The organism is Xanthomonas sp. DAR 34887, assembly GCF_041245805.1.
GTDB lineage: Bacteria > Pseudomonadota > Gammaproteobacteria > Xanthomonadales > Xanthomonadaceae > Xanthomonas_A > Xanthomonas_A tesorieronis.
This window is the reverse complement of sequence record NZ_CP162490.1, coordinates 346,541-360,809: the sequence shown is the minus strand read 5'-3', so window position 1 is coordinate 360,809 and position 14,269 is coordinate 346,541. Positions and strand designations below refer to the sequence as shown.

General features: G+C 68.8%; 12 protein-coding genes. 7 read left to right on the top strand and 5 right to left on the bottom strand.

Annotation, left to right across the window (positions count from 1 at the left end):
* Window positions 1-3: 3 nt before the first annotated feature.
* Both aceA and aceB read right to left on the bottom strand, forming a co-directional pair.
* Complete coding sequence (aceA, locus tag AB3X08_RS01600) at window positions 4-1,299, bottom strand: isocitrate lyase (RefSeq protein WP_369935769.1); 1,296 nt, start codon at window positions 1,297-1,299, stop codon at window positions 4-6.
* Window positions 1,300-1,419: 120 nt separating this feature from the next.
* Window positions 1,420-3,063 carry a malate synthase A gene (gene aceB, locus AB3X08_RS01595; RefSeq protein ID WP_369935767.1) on the bottom strand — a complete coding sequence of 548 codons (1,644 nt, stop codon included), beginning with the start codon at window positions 3,061-3,063 and terminating at the stop codon, window positions 1,420-1,422.
* Window positions 3,064-3,171: 108 nt separating this feature from the next.
* On the opposite strand from aceB, the gene AB3X08_RS01590 reads away from it, so the two are divergent.
* From AB3X08_RS01590 to AB3X08_RS01575, 4 genes are all read left to right on the top strand, one after another.
* Window positions 3,172-4,140 (top strand): LysR family transcriptional regulator, encoded by a 969-nt coding sequence (locus AB3X08_RS01590; RefSeq protein WP_184413905.1) that lies wholly within the window; start codon window positions 3,172-3,174, stop codon window positions 4,138-4,140.
* A 251-nt stretch (window positions 4,141-4,391) separates the two neighbouring features.
* Complete coding sequence (locus AB3X08_RS01585) at window positions 4,392-5,654, top strand: cation:proton antiporter (protein ID WP_369935765.1); 1,263 nt, start codon at window positions 4,392-4,394, stop codon at window positions 5,652-5,654.
* Between the two features lie 132 nt (window positions 5,655-5,786).
* A complete protein-coding gene (locus AB3X08_RS01580; RefSeq protein ID WP_369935764.1) occupies window positions 5,787-6,521 on the top strand; it encodes a helix-turn-helix domain-containing protein in 735 nt (244 codons plus the stop codon).
* 70 nt (window positions 6,522-6,591) lie between these two features.
* Complete coding sequence (locus tag AB3X08_RS01575; RefSeq protein WP_369935763.1) at window positions 6,592-6,942, top strand: VOC family protein; 351 nt, start codon at window positions 6,592-6,594, stop codon at window positions 6,940-6,942.
* A gap of 103 nt (window positions 6,943-7,045) precedes the next feature.
* Here the strand turns inward: AB3X08_RS01575 and AB3X08_RS01570 are convergent, their stop codons facing one another.
* Window positions 7,046-7,678: a TetR/AcrR family transcriptional regulator gene (locus tag AB3X08_RS01570; protein WP_369935762.1), complete on the bottom strand. Its 633-nt coding sequence runs from the start codon at window positions 7,676-7,678 to the stop codon at window positions 7,046-7,048.
* Window positions 7,679-7,792: 114 nt separating this feature from the next.
* On the opposite strand from AB3X08_RS01570, the gene AB3X08_RS01565 reads away from it, so the two are divergent.
* Together AB3X08_RS01565 and AB3X08_RS01560 are read left to right on the top strand one after the other, a co-directional pair.
* Window positions 7,793-8,827, top strand: coding sequence for an MBL fold metallo-hydrolase (locus AB3X08_RS01565; RefSeq protein ID WP_369938379.1), 1,035 nt, complete (start codon window positions 7,793-7,795; stop codon window positions 8,825-8,827).
* Window positions 8,824-9,753 carry an oxidoreductase gene (locus tag AB3X08_RS01560; RefSeq protein WP_369935761.1) on the top strand — a complete coding sequence of 310 codons (930 nt, stop codon included), beginning with the start codon at window positions 8,824-8,826 and terminating at the stop codon, window positions 9,751-9,753. Before AB3X08_RS01565 ends, AB3X08_RS01560 begins: the two co-directional genes overlap by 4 nt.
* A gap of 46 nt (window positions 9,754-9,799) precedes the next feature.
* On the opposite strand, the gene lepB is transcribed toward AB3X08_RS01560, so the two are convergent.
* On the bottom strand, window positions 9,800-10,429 hold the full coding sequence (gene lepB / locus AB3X08_RS01555; RefSeq protein WP_369935760.1) for a signal peptidase I: 630 nt from the start codon (window positions 10,427-10,429) through the stop codon (window positions 9,800-9,802).
* 412 nt (window positions 10,430-10,841) lie between these two features.
* Here lepB and AB3X08_RS01550 point away from each other — a divergent pair, with 412 nt between their 5' ends.
* A complete protein-coding gene (locus tag AB3X08_RS01550; protein WP_369934106.1) occupies window positions 10,842-11,813 on the top strand; it encodes an IS110 family transposase in 972 nt (323 codons plus the stop codon).
* A gap of 114 nt (window positions 11,814-11,927) precedes the next feature.
* Here AB3X08_RS01550 and dcp read toward each other — a convergent pair whose 3' ends face one another.
* Window positions 11,928-14,084, bottom strand: coding sequence for a peptidyl-dipeptidase Dcp (gene dcp / locus AB3X08_RS01545; protein ID WP_369935759.1), 2,157 nt, complete (start codon window positions 14,082-14,084; stop codon window positions 11,928-11,930).
* Window positions 14,085-14,269 lie beyond the last annotated feature (185 nt).

Sequence of the window (14,269 nt, the reverse complement as noted above, 5' to 3'; positions counted from 1 at the left end):
AGGTCAGGCGGCCTTTTCGCCGTGGAACTGCTCTTCTTCCGTCGAGCCCTTCAGTGCGGTGGTGGAGGACTGGCCCTGCTGGATCGCCTGGGTCACCGCGTCGAAGTAGCCGGTGCCGACCTCGCGCTGGTGCTTGACCGCGGTGAAGCCGCGGTCGGCGGCGGCGAACTCGGCTTCCTGCAACTCGACGAAGGCGCTCATCTGCCGGCGCGCATAGCCGTGCGCCAGATTGAACATCGAGTAGTTCAGCGCGTGGAAGCCGGCCAGGGTGATGAACTGGAACTTGTAGCCGTAACGCGCGATTTCCTTCTGGAACGTGGCGATGGTCGCGTCGTCCAGGTTCTTCTTCCAGTTGAAGCTCGGCGAGCAGTTGTAGGCCAGCAGTTTGCCCGGGAACTTGGCGTGGATCGCCTCGGCGAACTTGCGCGCGAATTCCAGGTCCGGCTTGCCGGTCTCGCACCAGATCAGATCGGCATAGGGCGCGTAGGCCAGGCCGCGGCTGATCGCCTGGTCCAGGCCCTTGCGGGTCTTGAAGAAGCCTTCGACGGTGCGCTCGCCGGTGGTGAACGGGCGGTCGTTGGCGTCGATGTCGCTGGTCACCAGATCGGCGGCCTCGGCGTCGGTGCGCGCGACCAGCAGGGTCGGCACGCCCAGCACGTCGGCGGCCAGGCGCGCGGCGTTGAGCTTCTCGATCGCCTCGCGGGTCGGCACCAGCACCTTGCCGCCCATGTGCCCGCACTTCTTCACCGAGGCCAGCTGGTCTTCGAAATGCACGCCGGCGGCGCCGGCCTCGATCATCGCCTTCATCAGTTCGAAGGCGTTGAGCACGCCGCCGAAACCGGCCTCGGCATCGGCCACGATCGGCTGCAGGAAGTCGATCTCGTCCTTGCCTTCGGCGTGGTGCAGCTGGTCGGCGCGCAGCAGCGTGTTGTTGATGCGCTTGACCACCGCCGGCACCGAGTCGGCCGGGTACAGCGACTGGTCCGGATACATCTGCCCGGCCAGGTTGGCATCGGCGGCGACCTGCCAGCCGGACAGGTAGATCGCATTGAGTCCGGCCTTGACCTGCTGCATCGCCTGGTTGCCGGTCAGCGCGCCCAGCGCGTTGACGAAGTCCTTTTCGTGCAGGTATTTCCACAGCTTCTCGGCACCGAGCCGGGCCAGCGAATGCTCCACGTGCACGGTGCCGCGCAGGCGCACCACGTCGGCGGCGGTGTAGTTGCGGGTGATCCCCGCCCAGCGCGGATCGGTATCCCAGGCGTGCTGGATCTGTTCGGCGGTCTGCAACGTGGTGCTCATCTTGCGTTCTCCTCGGAAATGGATACGGCGATGAAACGGTGGAGGTGTTGCGGTCGACTCGGGGGAAGGATGGAAATCCGCTCTTGCGAATCCCCAATCCCGACTCCCCAATCCCGACGTTCAATCGATCATCTGGTAAGCCGGCAAGGTCAGGAATTCGGCCAGCTCGTCGCTGCGGGTCAGCGTGTCCAGCAGCGCGATGGCGTCGTCCAGGCGCGTGCCGCCGGGCAGCAGCGCGCGTTCGCCCAGGCGCGCCGGCAGCTGGCGCATGCAGGCGTCGAACAGTGCGAAGTCGATCGCGGTGCCGTCGTCCAGGTGCAGGCCGCCCACGTGCAACCACTGCCATAGCTGGCTGCGGCTGATCTCGGCAGTGGCCGCGTCTTCCATCAGGTGGTGGATCGGCACGCAGCCGTTGCCGTCCAGCCACGCCGCCAGGTAGCGCACGCACACTTCGATGTTGCCCTCGAAGCCGGCGCGGGTAATGGTGCCGGCGGACGGCGCGATCAGCGTGTCGCGATCGGCCTGCACGTCTTCGCGGCGCACGTCGTGCTGATTCGGCGCGCGCATGTGTTCGTCGAAGATGGCGCGGGCGATCGGGATCAGCGCCGGATGCGCGACCCAGGTGCCGTCGTGACCGGCGGTGACTTCGCGCAGCTTGTCCGCGCGCACCCGCGCCATCGCCTGTTCGTTGGCCGCCTCGTCGTGGCCGATCGGGATCTGCGCGGCCATGCCGCCCATCGCATGCGCGCCGCGGCGGTGGCAGGTGCGGATCAGCAGTTCCGAATACGCCTTCAGGAACGGCTGGGTCATGGTCACCTGGCCGCGCTCGGGCAGCACCCGGTCGGGGTGGCGGCGGAAGGTCTTCAGATAGGAAAAGATGTAGTCCCAGCGGCCGCAGTTCAGGCCGACGATGCGCTCGCGCAGCGCATGCAGGATTTCGTCCATCTCGAACACCGCCGGCAGCGTCTCGATCAGCACGGTGACCTTGATCTGACCCTGCGGCAGGCCCAGCATCGCCTCGATGTGCGACAGCGCGGCCTCCCACAGCGCGGCCTCTTCCATCGATTGCAGCTTGGGCAGGTACAGGTACGGGCCGCGGTCCTTGGCCTGCAGCGCGCGGCCGTTGTGGAAGGCGAACAGCGCCGCGTCGAACAGGCCGCCGGCCAGCGGCTGGCCGTCGACCAGCACGTGCTTCTCGTCCAGATGCCAACCGCGCGGGCGCACGATCAGCACCGCCTGTTCGTCGTAGGGCTTGAGCGCGTAGCGCTTGCCCGGGCTGCCGTCGCGCGCCGGCGGCGCGCTGAAGGTCAGCGTGCCAGCCACCGCCTCGGCCAGCGCGCGCTGCCCGGCGACCAGGTTGCGCCAGGTCGGCGCGGTCGAGTCCTCGAAATCGGCCATGTACACCTTGGCGCCGGAGTTCAGCGCGTTGATGACCATCTTCGGATCGGTCGGGCCGGTGATCTCGACGCGGCGGTCCTGCAGCGCGGCCGGCAGCGGCGCCACACGCCAGTCGCCGTCGCGGATCGCCTGGGTGTCGGCGCGGAAGTCGGGCAGGCCGCCGCCATCGAAATAGGCCTGGCGTTCGCGGCGTGCTGCCAGCCGCGCCTGTCGCTCGGGTTCGATCGCCCGGTGCAGCGACACCAGCAAGGCCAGCGCCGCCGGCGGCAGGAGCGCGTCCTGGCCGGCCAGGGCGGCGGTCAGGGTGATGCCGGGGGTGGAGCGGTCGGCGGACGGGGATGAAGCGGCGAAGGCGGCGGCGGACATGGTGGGGTTCCTCGGTGTTTCCGGGCCCTCACCGTGCTTCCGCGGCATGTATTTGACAATACAGTTTTATCAATGCATTAAATAAGTCCACCTTATATTTGTCACGCCATGGCCACGCGCGGCACCGCAACTCCGCGTTTTCCTTACAAATCCGACCGGCTGAAGCCGCTGCGCGCGTTCTGCCAGACCGTACGCCTGGGCTCGGTCTCACGGGCGGCGGAGGCGCTGTTCGTCAGCCAGCCGGCGGTGACCCTGCAACTGCAGGCGCTGGAGCGCGAGCTGGGCGTGGTCCTGCTGGAGCGCAGCGGGCGGCGCCTGATCCCCAGCCGCGAGGGCCAACTGCTGTACGAAATGGCACAGCCGCTGGTGGAAAGCCTGGACCGGCTGGAGGCCGATTTCCGCGAGAAGGCGCGCGGGCTGGATGCCGGCGAACTCAACATCGCCGCCAACAGTTCCACCATCCTGTACCTGCTGCCGAAGATCGTGGAGAACTTCCGCGCGCGCCACCCGGACGTGCGCCTGACCCTGCACAACGCGATCAGCGCCGACGGCACCGAGCTGCTGCGCGAGGACGCGGTGGACCTGGCGGTCGGCTCGATGCTCGACGTGCCGGCCGACCTCAGCTATGCGCCGGTGTACCGCTTCGAGCAATTACTGATCGCCCCGCGCGACCACCCGCTGGCGAACACGCCCAAGCTCAGCCTGCACGACCTGTCGCCGTATCCGCTGATCCTGCCGCCCAAGCGCCAGGTGACCTACCGCCTGGTCGACCTGGTGTTCCAGCAGGCGCGGGTGCCTTACACCGTGGCGCTGGAAGTGGGCGGCTGGGAGGTGATCAAGCAATACGTGGCGATGGGCATGGGCATCTCCATCGTCAGTTCGATCTGCGTCACCGAGGCCGACCGCGGCAAGCTGGCCACGCGCTCGCTCGGCGACTATTTCCCCACGCGCAGCTATGGCGTGGTGGTGCGCAAAGGCAAGTTCCTGTCGCCGCAGGCGCGCGCCTTCATCGAACTGATCCAGCCGGACCTGTTCACCCCGCGCGGCTACGACGAGAGCGGGCCGTCGGAGCGCTGATCCGTGCCTACGGCGCGTATCGGCAGCGCAGTGTTTCGGCCGGCAGAGGCAGCCCGCATCCACGTGAAGCCGAGACAGGGTTCCCGGTCCGCCGCAGCGGCTGACTCGCGCGCGGCGATCGGCATAGACTGATCGCACGCTGCGCCTCTCGGTCCGCTCGACCGGCGCAGCAGGGGGAGGGGGCGACGAACGCGCACACCGCGCGCGTCCTGACGTGCACGCCGATTCGATCCAGGGGAAGGGCTGAGGCGATGAATCCAACCACGCTGTTGCTGGTGCAGTTGGCGGTGATCCTGGGCGCGGCGCGCCTGTGCGGCGTGCTGCTGCAGCGCATCGGGCAGCCGCCGGTGATCGGCGAGATGGCCGCCGGCTTGCTGCTGGGGCCGATCGTGTTCGGCGCATGGCTGCCGGACCTGCACGGCGCGTTGTTCGCACCTGTCAGCCTGCCGCCGCTGTCCGGGCTGGCCAACCTCGGCGTCGTGCTGTTCATGTTCATTGTCGGCGTGGAGCTGCGCGCGCCGGAAGGCACCAGGGCGCAGGTGCGCTCGTCGGTGGCGGTCGGCCTGTCCGGGATCGCGCTGCCGTTGCTGCTCGGCCTGGCCGCGGCGCCATGGCTGTACCCGCGCTTCGCGCCGCACGGCATCGGCTTCTGGCCGTTCGCGCTGTTCATCGCCGCGGCGATGTCGGTCACCGCGTTCCCGGTGCTGGCGCGCATCCTCAAGGACCGCAACATGACCCGCACGCCGGCCGGCCGCCTGGCGCTGGGCGCGGCGGTGATCGACGACGCCACCGTGTGGATCTTCCTGGCCGTGGTGCTGACCCTGACCGGCGGCAATGCGCACGGCGGCGTCGGCTTCACCGCGCTCGGCGCACTGGTTTTGATCGCAGTGGTGTTCGGCGTGCTGCGCCCCGCGTTCGCGCGCTTGCTGCAGCCCCGCGCGCACGATGGCCGCTATGCGCCGACCGCCCTGGTCTGGGTGCTGATCGGCCTGCTGGCCTGCGCTGCCGCGGCCGAGTGGATCGGCCTGCATGCCATCTTCGGCGCATTCCTGTTCGGCATCTGCCTGCCGCGCGAGGACCGCCTGCTGGAACACCTGGCGGGGCGCATCGAACCGCTGGCGATCACCTTGCTGATGCCGGTGCTGTTCGCGGTCGCCGGCCAGGCCACCAGCCCCAGCGCGTTCGCGGGTGCCGGCATCGCCGGCTTCGTGCTGGTGGTCGGCGTGGCGGTGCTCGGCAAGCTGGTCGGCTGCACGCTGGGCGCGCGCCTGAGCGGCCACGACTGGCGCGACAGCCTGACCGTGGGCTCGCTGATGAACGCGCGCGGACTGATGGAACTGGTGGTGATCAAGATCGGCCTGGACAGCGGCGTGATCGGCCCGGACCTGTTCACCCTGCTATTCGGAATGACCCTGGTCACCACGCTGATGGCCTCGCCGATGGTGGCGTGGTTCCACCGGCAGCGGCAGGCGCCCGGCGCCGACGCGCTGGACCCGGGCCGCGCCCATCGCTGAGCGCCGCGCGATGTCGAGCGAGCCGCCAGCGTTGCGCGTGCAGCGCGAGCGCTGCGCGGCATGCGCGAAGCAGGCGCAACGCCATCGGGCAGCGGTGCATGGCGTAATCTGCAATGCATCGCCCAGCCGCCGATGACCAGCGCCTTGCCCGCGTCTTCCCGCTACGCCGAAATCGACGCGCCGCCGGCGTTGCGCGATCGCCTGCGCTGCAGCTGGCGCTTTCGCCAGGGCGCTGCCGATCCGCTGCCGACGCAAGTGCTGCCGGATGGTTGCGTGGACCTGATCTGGGACGGACGCGTGCTGTTCGTGGCCGGGCCGGACCGCGGCGCCAGCGTCGCGACCCTGGCGCCGGGCAGCGTGCTGAGCGGGGTGCGCCTGGCTGCCGGCGCGGGCGCAAGCCTGCTCGGCGTCCCGCTGCACGCCATCGCCGACCAACGCATCGCGCTGGACGCCTTGTGGAACGGCCGTGGCCGCGACTGGCAGGCACGGCTCGAAGAGGGCAGCGAACCGCTGGCGGTGCTGCATGCGCTATGCGCCAGCCGGCCACTCGTGGCGGACCAGCCGATGGCCTGGGTGTTCGCGCAACTGGCCGGCGACGATGCGCCGCGCATGGCCGAGCTCACGCGTAGCCTGGGCATCAGCGAACGCTCGCTACGGCGCCGCTGCCAGGACGCGTTCGGTTACGGCGCCAAGACCCTGGAGCGCATCCTGCGCCTGCAGCGCTTCCTGCGCATCGCCTCCGGCCACGCCACGCTGACCGCGGCCGCCCTGCAAGCCGGTTACGGCGACGCGCCGCACCTGGTGCGCGACAGCCGCCAGCTGACCGGCCTCAGCCCGCGCGAGCTGGTGCAGCGGCACGCACGCTGAGCTGGCCGTTTTCGCCAAGCCGGCAGCGGCGCGGCGATGGATACTGGCGGCCCTTTTGACGGAGCCCGCCATGAGCCGCGCCGACCAGCACCACCGCATCGACTACCTGGAATTCGCCGTCGCCTCGATCGCCGCGGCCAAGGCGTTCTACGGCCAGGCCTTCGACTGGAGCTTCCAGGACTACGGCCCGGACTACTGCGAATTCCGGGACGGCCGCCTCAGCGGCGGCTTCTTCCACGGCACCGCGCAACCTGGCGGCGCGCTGGTGGTGCTGTACTCCAACGACCTGGCCGACACCCAGGCGCGCATCGAAGCCGCCGGCGGCCGCATCGTGCGCCCGGTGTTCGCATTTCCCGGGGGCCGCCGCTTCCATTTCGCCGATCAAGACGGTTACGAGGTGGCGGTGTGGTCGGAGGGCTGAGGGTCGACTACGACAGCGTCGCATAGGCCGCTGCGCGCTTGCGGCATTGCCGCCGATGGGCGAATGCGCACTGGCGCGTGGGCGCGCCGCCCGCGCGCGGCAGTCATTCGCGCGCGTAGTGCCGCAGGAACATATCCGCCGCCGACTCCGCCACCTGCGCCTGCTGCGCGGCGTTCAACGCGGGCTGGCCCATGGCGATCTGCGGCCAGAACGCGAAGCCCTTGACCAGGCCTTGCAGCTGCTGCGAGGCGAACTCCGGATCCAGCGGCTGCAGGCGGCCGTCGGCCAGGGCCGCGCGGATCCAGACCGTGGTGCCCTCTTCCTTGCTGCCCAGTTGCGCGATCAGTTCGCGGGCGCGCTCGGGCGAGTGCACGCCCTGGGCGATGCCCACGCGCGACAGGTCGATGAAGGCCGGGTCGTCGAGCAGCCGCAGCTTCTGCTGCAGCAGTTGCAGCAGTTGCTCGCGCAACGGCCGGTCGGCGCGGTACGGCACATCGAGCGTGTCCACGCTGCGCTGCCATAGCCCGCGCAGGATTTCGGCGAACAAGGCGTCCTTGCTCGGGAAGTGGTTGTAGACGGTGCGCTTGGACACGCCGGCGCTGGCGGCCACCCGGTCCATGCTGGTGGCGTCGAAGCCCTGACTGCGGAACTCGGCGATCGCCGCCTCCAGGATGGCCTGGCGCTTGCGCTGGGTCAGGCGCATCGGGGCCGGCGCGGGCTGGGATGAACTGGACATGTGGACATTTTACACCGAGCGGTTTACTTTTCCTCAAAGGAAACTACACTGTGTAGTGTAACTACGATCCCCTCCCTCTTCCGGAACAACGCCGTGCTCGCTTCCGCCCGCCCGATGCCCCGCTGTTCGTCGTCCCCGCACTCGGCCTCGCCGCAGTTCCGCAACGGACGCTTCCGCAATGCGGTGCCCACCGCGACCAGCACGCTGGGCGTTATCCCGACCCTGCGCCTGATGTGGGACTTCCTGTTCAACAAGCCGGCGCACACGGTGCCGTCGCTGCCGTTGCCGGTGCTGCCGCTGACCCGCGCGCAGCTGCTGGCCGCGCCGGAGCACAGCCTGTTCCGGCTCGGCCACTCCACGGTGCTGATGAAGCTGCGCAGCGGCTTCTGGCTGACCGACCCGGTGTTCTCCGAGCGCGCCTCGCCGTTCGCGTTCGCCGGCCCCAAGCGCTTCCATGCGCCGCCGATCGCCTTGGACGCGCTGCCGCCGATCGCCGGGGTGATCCTGTCGCACAACCACTACGACCACCTGGACCGCGCCACCATTCGCCGCCTGGCCGACCGCGTCGGCGTGTTCGTGACGCCGCTGGGCGTGGGCGACACGCTGCTGCGCTGGGGCGTGGATCCGGCCAAGGTGCGGCAGCTGGACTGGTGGCAATCGACCACGGTGGACGGGGTGACGCTGACCGCGACGCCGTCGCAGCATTTCTCCGGCCGCGGACTGTTCGACAGCGGCCGCTCGCTGTGGTGCTCGTGGGCGATCCAGGACCACGCGCTGAAGATCTTCTTCAGCGGCGACAGCGGTTACTTCGACGGCTTCAAGGCGATCGGCCAGCGGCTGGGCCCGTTCGACCTGACCCTGATGGAAACCGGCGCCTACGACGCGCAATGGCCGCACGTGCACATGCAGCCGGAGCAGAGCCTGCAGGCGCACCTGGACGTGGGCGGACGCACGCTGCTGCCGATCCACAACGGCACCTTCGACCTGGCCCTGCATGCCTGGCACGAACCGTTCGAGCGCATCGTCGCGTTGGCCGCGGCGGCGGGCGTGCCACTGGCGACGCCGCGCATGGGCGAGCGGGTGGACATGGCGCAGCCGGCGAACGGCGAGCGCTGGTGGCGCGCGCTGGCGCAGGAGGTGGCGCCGTGAGCCGCTGGACCCTGGCCGACCTGCCGTCGCAGCGCGGCAAGATCGCCATCGTCACCGGCGCCAGCCCCGGCGGACTGGGCTACGAGACCGCGCTGGCGCTGGCCGGCGCGGGCGCCGGCGTGGTGCTGGCCGCGCGCAACCCCGGCAAGGGCGAGACCGCGCGGCAGGCCATCCTGGCCGTGCATCCGGCGGCCGATGTCCACGTGGAGACTTTGGACCTGGCGCAGCTGGCCTCGGTGGCCGCCTTCGCGCAGCGCATCGCGGCGCGCTATCCGCGGCTGGATCTGCTGATCAACAACGCCGGAGTGATGGCGCCGCCGCAGCGGCAGACCACCGCCGACGGCCTGGAACTGCAGTTCGGCAGCAACTACCTCGGCCATTTCGCGCTGACCGCGCGGGTGTTGCCGCTGCTGCGCGCCGCGCCGGAAGCACGCGTGGTGAACCTGTCTAGCCTGGCGCATCGTCAAGGCCGCATCGATTTCGACGATCTGCAGACCGAACGTCCCTATCGGCCGTGGAAGGCCTATGGGCAGTCCAAGCTGGCGATGCTGATGTTTTCGCTGGAACTGCAGCGGCGCAGCGACGCGCAGGGTTGGGGCCTGCGCGCGCTCGCCGCGCATCCCGGCATCGCCCAGACCGCGCTGGTTGCCAATGGCCCGGCTGTAGACGGGCGCCGCACCGCGATCGGCGCGGCCACCAAGTGGCTGGCCCCATGGATCAGCCATTCCGCCGCCGCCGGGGCCCTGCCCACGCTCTACGCCGCCACCTCGCCGCAGGCACCGGGCGGCGGGTACTACGGCCCGGATGGCGCGTTCGAACTGAAAGGCGCGCCGGCACCGGCCAGGATCGGCCGGCAGGCGCGCGATCCGCAGGTGGCCGCGCGACTGTGGGACGTGGCCTGTACGCTCGCCGACGTCGCGTTCTGAACGCGACGCGGCGACGACGCCGCCTGCCGCCGCGAGCGCTGGCTGTCTACAGGCGCAACCACTCCAGGCCTTCGCCGCGGCGGTAGTACACCGCCAGCGCCTTGCCGTAGACGCTGTCGGCATCGACGAAACCGAAGTAGCGGCCATCCAGGCTGTCGCCGCGATGGTCGCCGACCGCCAGCAGCTTGCCGGGCGGCACGCGCACGTCGTACAGGTCCGGGCCGCCGCCGGCGTCCAGGTCCAGCTGCGCGACGCGCCCACCGAACCGTTCCTTGTCGCCGTCGCCACCGATCTGCAGCGGCTGGCCGTTGATCGACAGGTGGCCGTCGCGCATGTCCACGCGATCGCCGGCCACCGCCACCACGCGCTTGATCAGGCGGGTGCCGTCGCGCGGCGAATCGAACACCGCCACGTCGCCGCGCTGCGGATGGCCGCGCTCGAGCACGCGCCAGTCGGTGAACGGCACGCGCAGGCCGTAGGCGCTCATATCGACGGCGACGCGGTCGCCGGGTTGCAGGGTCGGCTGCATCGAGCCGCTCGGGACCACGTAGTGATTGGCGAACGAGGAGCGCGCGGCGGTCAGCAACAGCAGCATGACCGCGATCGGCAGCAGTTCCTTGCGCGTCCAGCGCGCGGCGCGGTGCAGGCGGGAGTCTTGCGGGTTGGTCGACGTCATGAGGCACCTGTGGGATTGGGAAGGAGCACAGCGCGGCACTGCGATTGCGACAGTGCGCGCGTCGCGGTACGGGGACCAGTGACGGAAGGCATGGAGGGGCGCGCTTGCGCCGTTGCAAGGTAGGCGCGGATACGTCCTCCGTCTGGGAGGCGGTCGCGGCTGAAGCCGCTCCTTGTATCTGGACATGACGCCGTTAGGACGTTATGTCTTCCGACTGATCATCGGAGGAGGTGCTGGAAGTCCAGTCGCTCCTGAAGCTTCGAGCTTGTGCTGTAGATCGGCTCCCGCCCTCCACATGCTGGCCCACGGTGTCCGAACGGTATCCAGAGTCCGCCCTCGGCGTGAACTCGCATCCACAAGGCAGGACCGGGCGCAGCGATGATCGTGATCCCCATCCGACGGAGGAATTCTCATGTCCCCAGTCGTCGGCATCGACGTCGCCAAACGCAGTTTCGACCTGGCCATCGACCTGGCCAACGGCAAGTACCGCACCAAGGCCAAGCTACCCAACGATCCGAAGGGCTTCCACGCCCTGCATGCGTGGTTGCGGACCCATGCGCAGCCGGACAGCTGGATCGTCATGGAAGCCACCGGCACCTATCACGAGGCGCTGGCCGAGTTTGTCCATGGGGAGGGCTATCGCGTGTGCGTGCTCAACCCGGCGCAGATGGCGCTGTATGCACGCAGCCAGCTGACCCGGGTCAAGACCGACCGCAGCGATGCCAAGCTGATCGCCAGCTATGGCCTGCGTCACCGGGAGTCGCTGCGGCGCTGGCAGCCCGATCCGCCGGCGCTCAAGCAGCTCAAGGCGCTGGTGCGGCGTCGGGACGACCTGCTGCAGATGCTGCAGATGGAGCGCAACCGCCTGGACGTGGCTACACTGGTGGTGCGCGACTCGATCCTGGAGAACATCGGCCAGTTGCAGGCGCGCATCGCGCAGATCGAACGGGCCATCGACGATCATATCGACCAGGATCCCACCTTGCGCGGGCAGCGCGAGTTGCTGGTGAGCATCGACGGAATCGCCGACACCAGCGCGGCCTTGATGCTGGCCGAACTTGGCAACGTGGACCGCTTCGCCCGCGCTTCGGCGGTGACCGCCTTTGCCGGGCTCAACCCACGCCTGCAAGAGTCCGGCAAGCGCCAGGGGCAGGTCTGCATCTCCCGCACTGGCTCCTCGCGCCTGCGTGCTGGCCTGTTCCTGCCGGCCTTGGTCGCCATGACCCACAATCCGGTCGTCCGTGCGCTAAAGCAGCGCATGCGACAACGCGGCAAGGCCAACAAGCAGATCATCTGCGCCGCCATGCGCAAGCTGCTGCACATCGCCTACGGCGTGCTCAAATCGCGCACGCCCTTCGACCCTCAAAAGGCCATTGCCTGTTAGGCCGGAAGACGGTATCTACAAAAGGCGCCGCGGCGTTCCGTGGTTGCCGCAACGAAAAACGGGATGGCCGTTGGGCCATCCCGTTCTCGATCACCGCTGGCGGCGACGCGCGGCTCAGTCCTTCAGGCCGCGGTTCTCCAGCAGCGGTTCGACGCTGGGATCCTTGCCGCGGAAATCGCGGTACAGGGTGGCCAGGTCGACGGTGTTGCCGCGCGAGAGGATCTTGGCGCGGAAGATGTCGCCGTTCTTGCGCGACAGACCGCCGTTCTCCTTGAACCATTCGAACGCGTCGTCGTCGAGCACTTCCGACCAGAAGTAGGCGTAGTAGCCGGCCGAATAGCCGCCGCCCCAGATGTGGTCGAAATAGGTGGTGCGGTAGCGCGGCGGCACTTCGGCCACGTCCACCTTGAACTTCTTCAGCGCGTCGGCTTCGAACTTGTCCACGTCCTGCAGCGGGGCGTCGGCCGGCTGGGTGTGCCAGGCCAGGTCGAGCAGCGCCGCCGACAGGTATTCGGTGGTCGCGTAGCCCTGGTTGAAGGTGCGCGCCTTCTTGATCTTCTCCACCAGTTCGGCCGGCATCGCCGCGCCGGTCTGGTAGTGCTTGGCGTAGTGCGCGAACACCTTCGGATCCGAGGCCCAGTGCTCGTTGAACTGCGACGGGAACTCGACGAAGTCGCGCGAGGTGGCGGTGCCGGCGATCGACGGGTACTTCACCTTGGAGAACATGCCGTGCAGCGCGTGGCCGAACTCGTGGAACATGGTGGTAACGTCGTCGAAGCTGAGCAGCGCCGGCTGGCCGGGTGCGGGCTTGGTGAAGTTGCAGACGTTGTACACCACCGGCTTGGCGCCGGTGAGGCCGTCCTGCTCGACGAACACGTCCATCCACGCGCCGCCGGACTTGCTGTCGCGCTTGTAGTAGTCGGTGTAGAACAGCGCCATCGAGGTGCCGTCCTGGTCGAACACTTCGTACACCTTCATGTCCGGGTTGTAGGTCGGAATGTCGGTGCGTTCCTTGAAGGTGATGCCGTACAGCTCGGTGGCGGCGTAGAACACGCCGTTCTTGAGCACGTTGTCCAGCTCGAAGTACGGCTTGATCTGCGACTCGTCCAGGTCGTACTTGGCCTTGCGCACCTGCTCGGCGTAGAAGTCCCAATCCGACGCGGCGAGCTTGAAGCCGCCCTTCTGTGCGTCGATCACCTTCTGCATCTCGGCCACCTCGCTGCGCGCCTTGGCGGTGGCGGCCGGCACGGTATCGGTGAGCAGCTTCAGCGCCGCAGCCGAGGTCTTGGCCATCTGGTCGCCCAGGCTGTAGGCGGCGTAGCTGTCGAAGCCGAGCAGCTTGGCCTTCTGCGCGCGCAGCTGGGCCAGGCGCTGGATGGTCTGGCGGGTGTCGTTGGCGTCGCCCTTCTCGGCGCGCGACTGCGAGGCGGCCATCACCTGGGTACGCAGCTCGCGGTCCTTCAGCGAGGCCAGCACCGGCTGCTGGGTGGTGTTCTGCAACGCGAGCAGGTACTTGCCGTCGAGCTTGCGCGCCGCGGCGTCCTGCGCGGCCGAGGCGATGTCACCCTCGGACAGGCCGTCGAGCTTGGCCTTGTCGTCCACCACCACCGCACCGGCGGCGGTGGCCGCGACCAGCTTGGTGTGGAACTGGGTGGCCAGCGTGGTTTCCTCGACGTTGAGCTTGCGCAGCGTCGCCTTGTCGGCATCGGACAGCTGCGCGCCGGAGCGCACGAATTCCTCGTAGTCGCGCTCGACCAGGCGCTTCTGTTCCGGCTCCAGGTTCAGCGTGTCGCGCTGGTCGTAGATGCTCTTGATCCGCGCAAACAGCTTCGGATCCAGGTTGATCTCGTCCTGGTGCTCGGCCAGCTTCGGTGCCACCGCTTCCTGAATCTTCTGGCGCGCGTCGTTGGTATCGGCCTGGACCAGGCCGAAGAAGATGCGCTGGACCCGGTTCAGGGTCTCGCCGCTGCGTTCCATCGCTTCGATGGTGTTGGCGAAGGTGGCCGGCTCGGCGTTGTCGGCGATCTTGCGGATCTCGGCCAGGTGCTGCTTCATGCCCTCTTCGAACGCGGGCTGGTAGTCGGCGTCCTTGATCTTGTCGAACGGCGGCGCCTGGAACGGCAGCGTGCTGGCGCTCAACAGCGGATTGGCGGCGGCGGGTGCGGGGGACTGCGAAGCGGCGGGGGCGGCGGGCACGGGGGTGGACTCCTTACCGGAACAGGCGGCCAGCGCCAGGCTGATGGCGGCGGCCAGAACGACGGTACGCGACATGGGGTGGAACTCCTGACAGGGACATGGTGGCGGGGCAGCCGCGCACGCTACGCGCTTTGCGCCAGGGCGGCATGTGCCATTGGATCTGGGAGTGGACCATCCGGTCGGGTTGTCGATGCCACAAGCGCTGCCTGGGCTGAAGGCTTGCCGCGTCGCGACTGAAGTCGCTCCCACAGTGGGCTTGG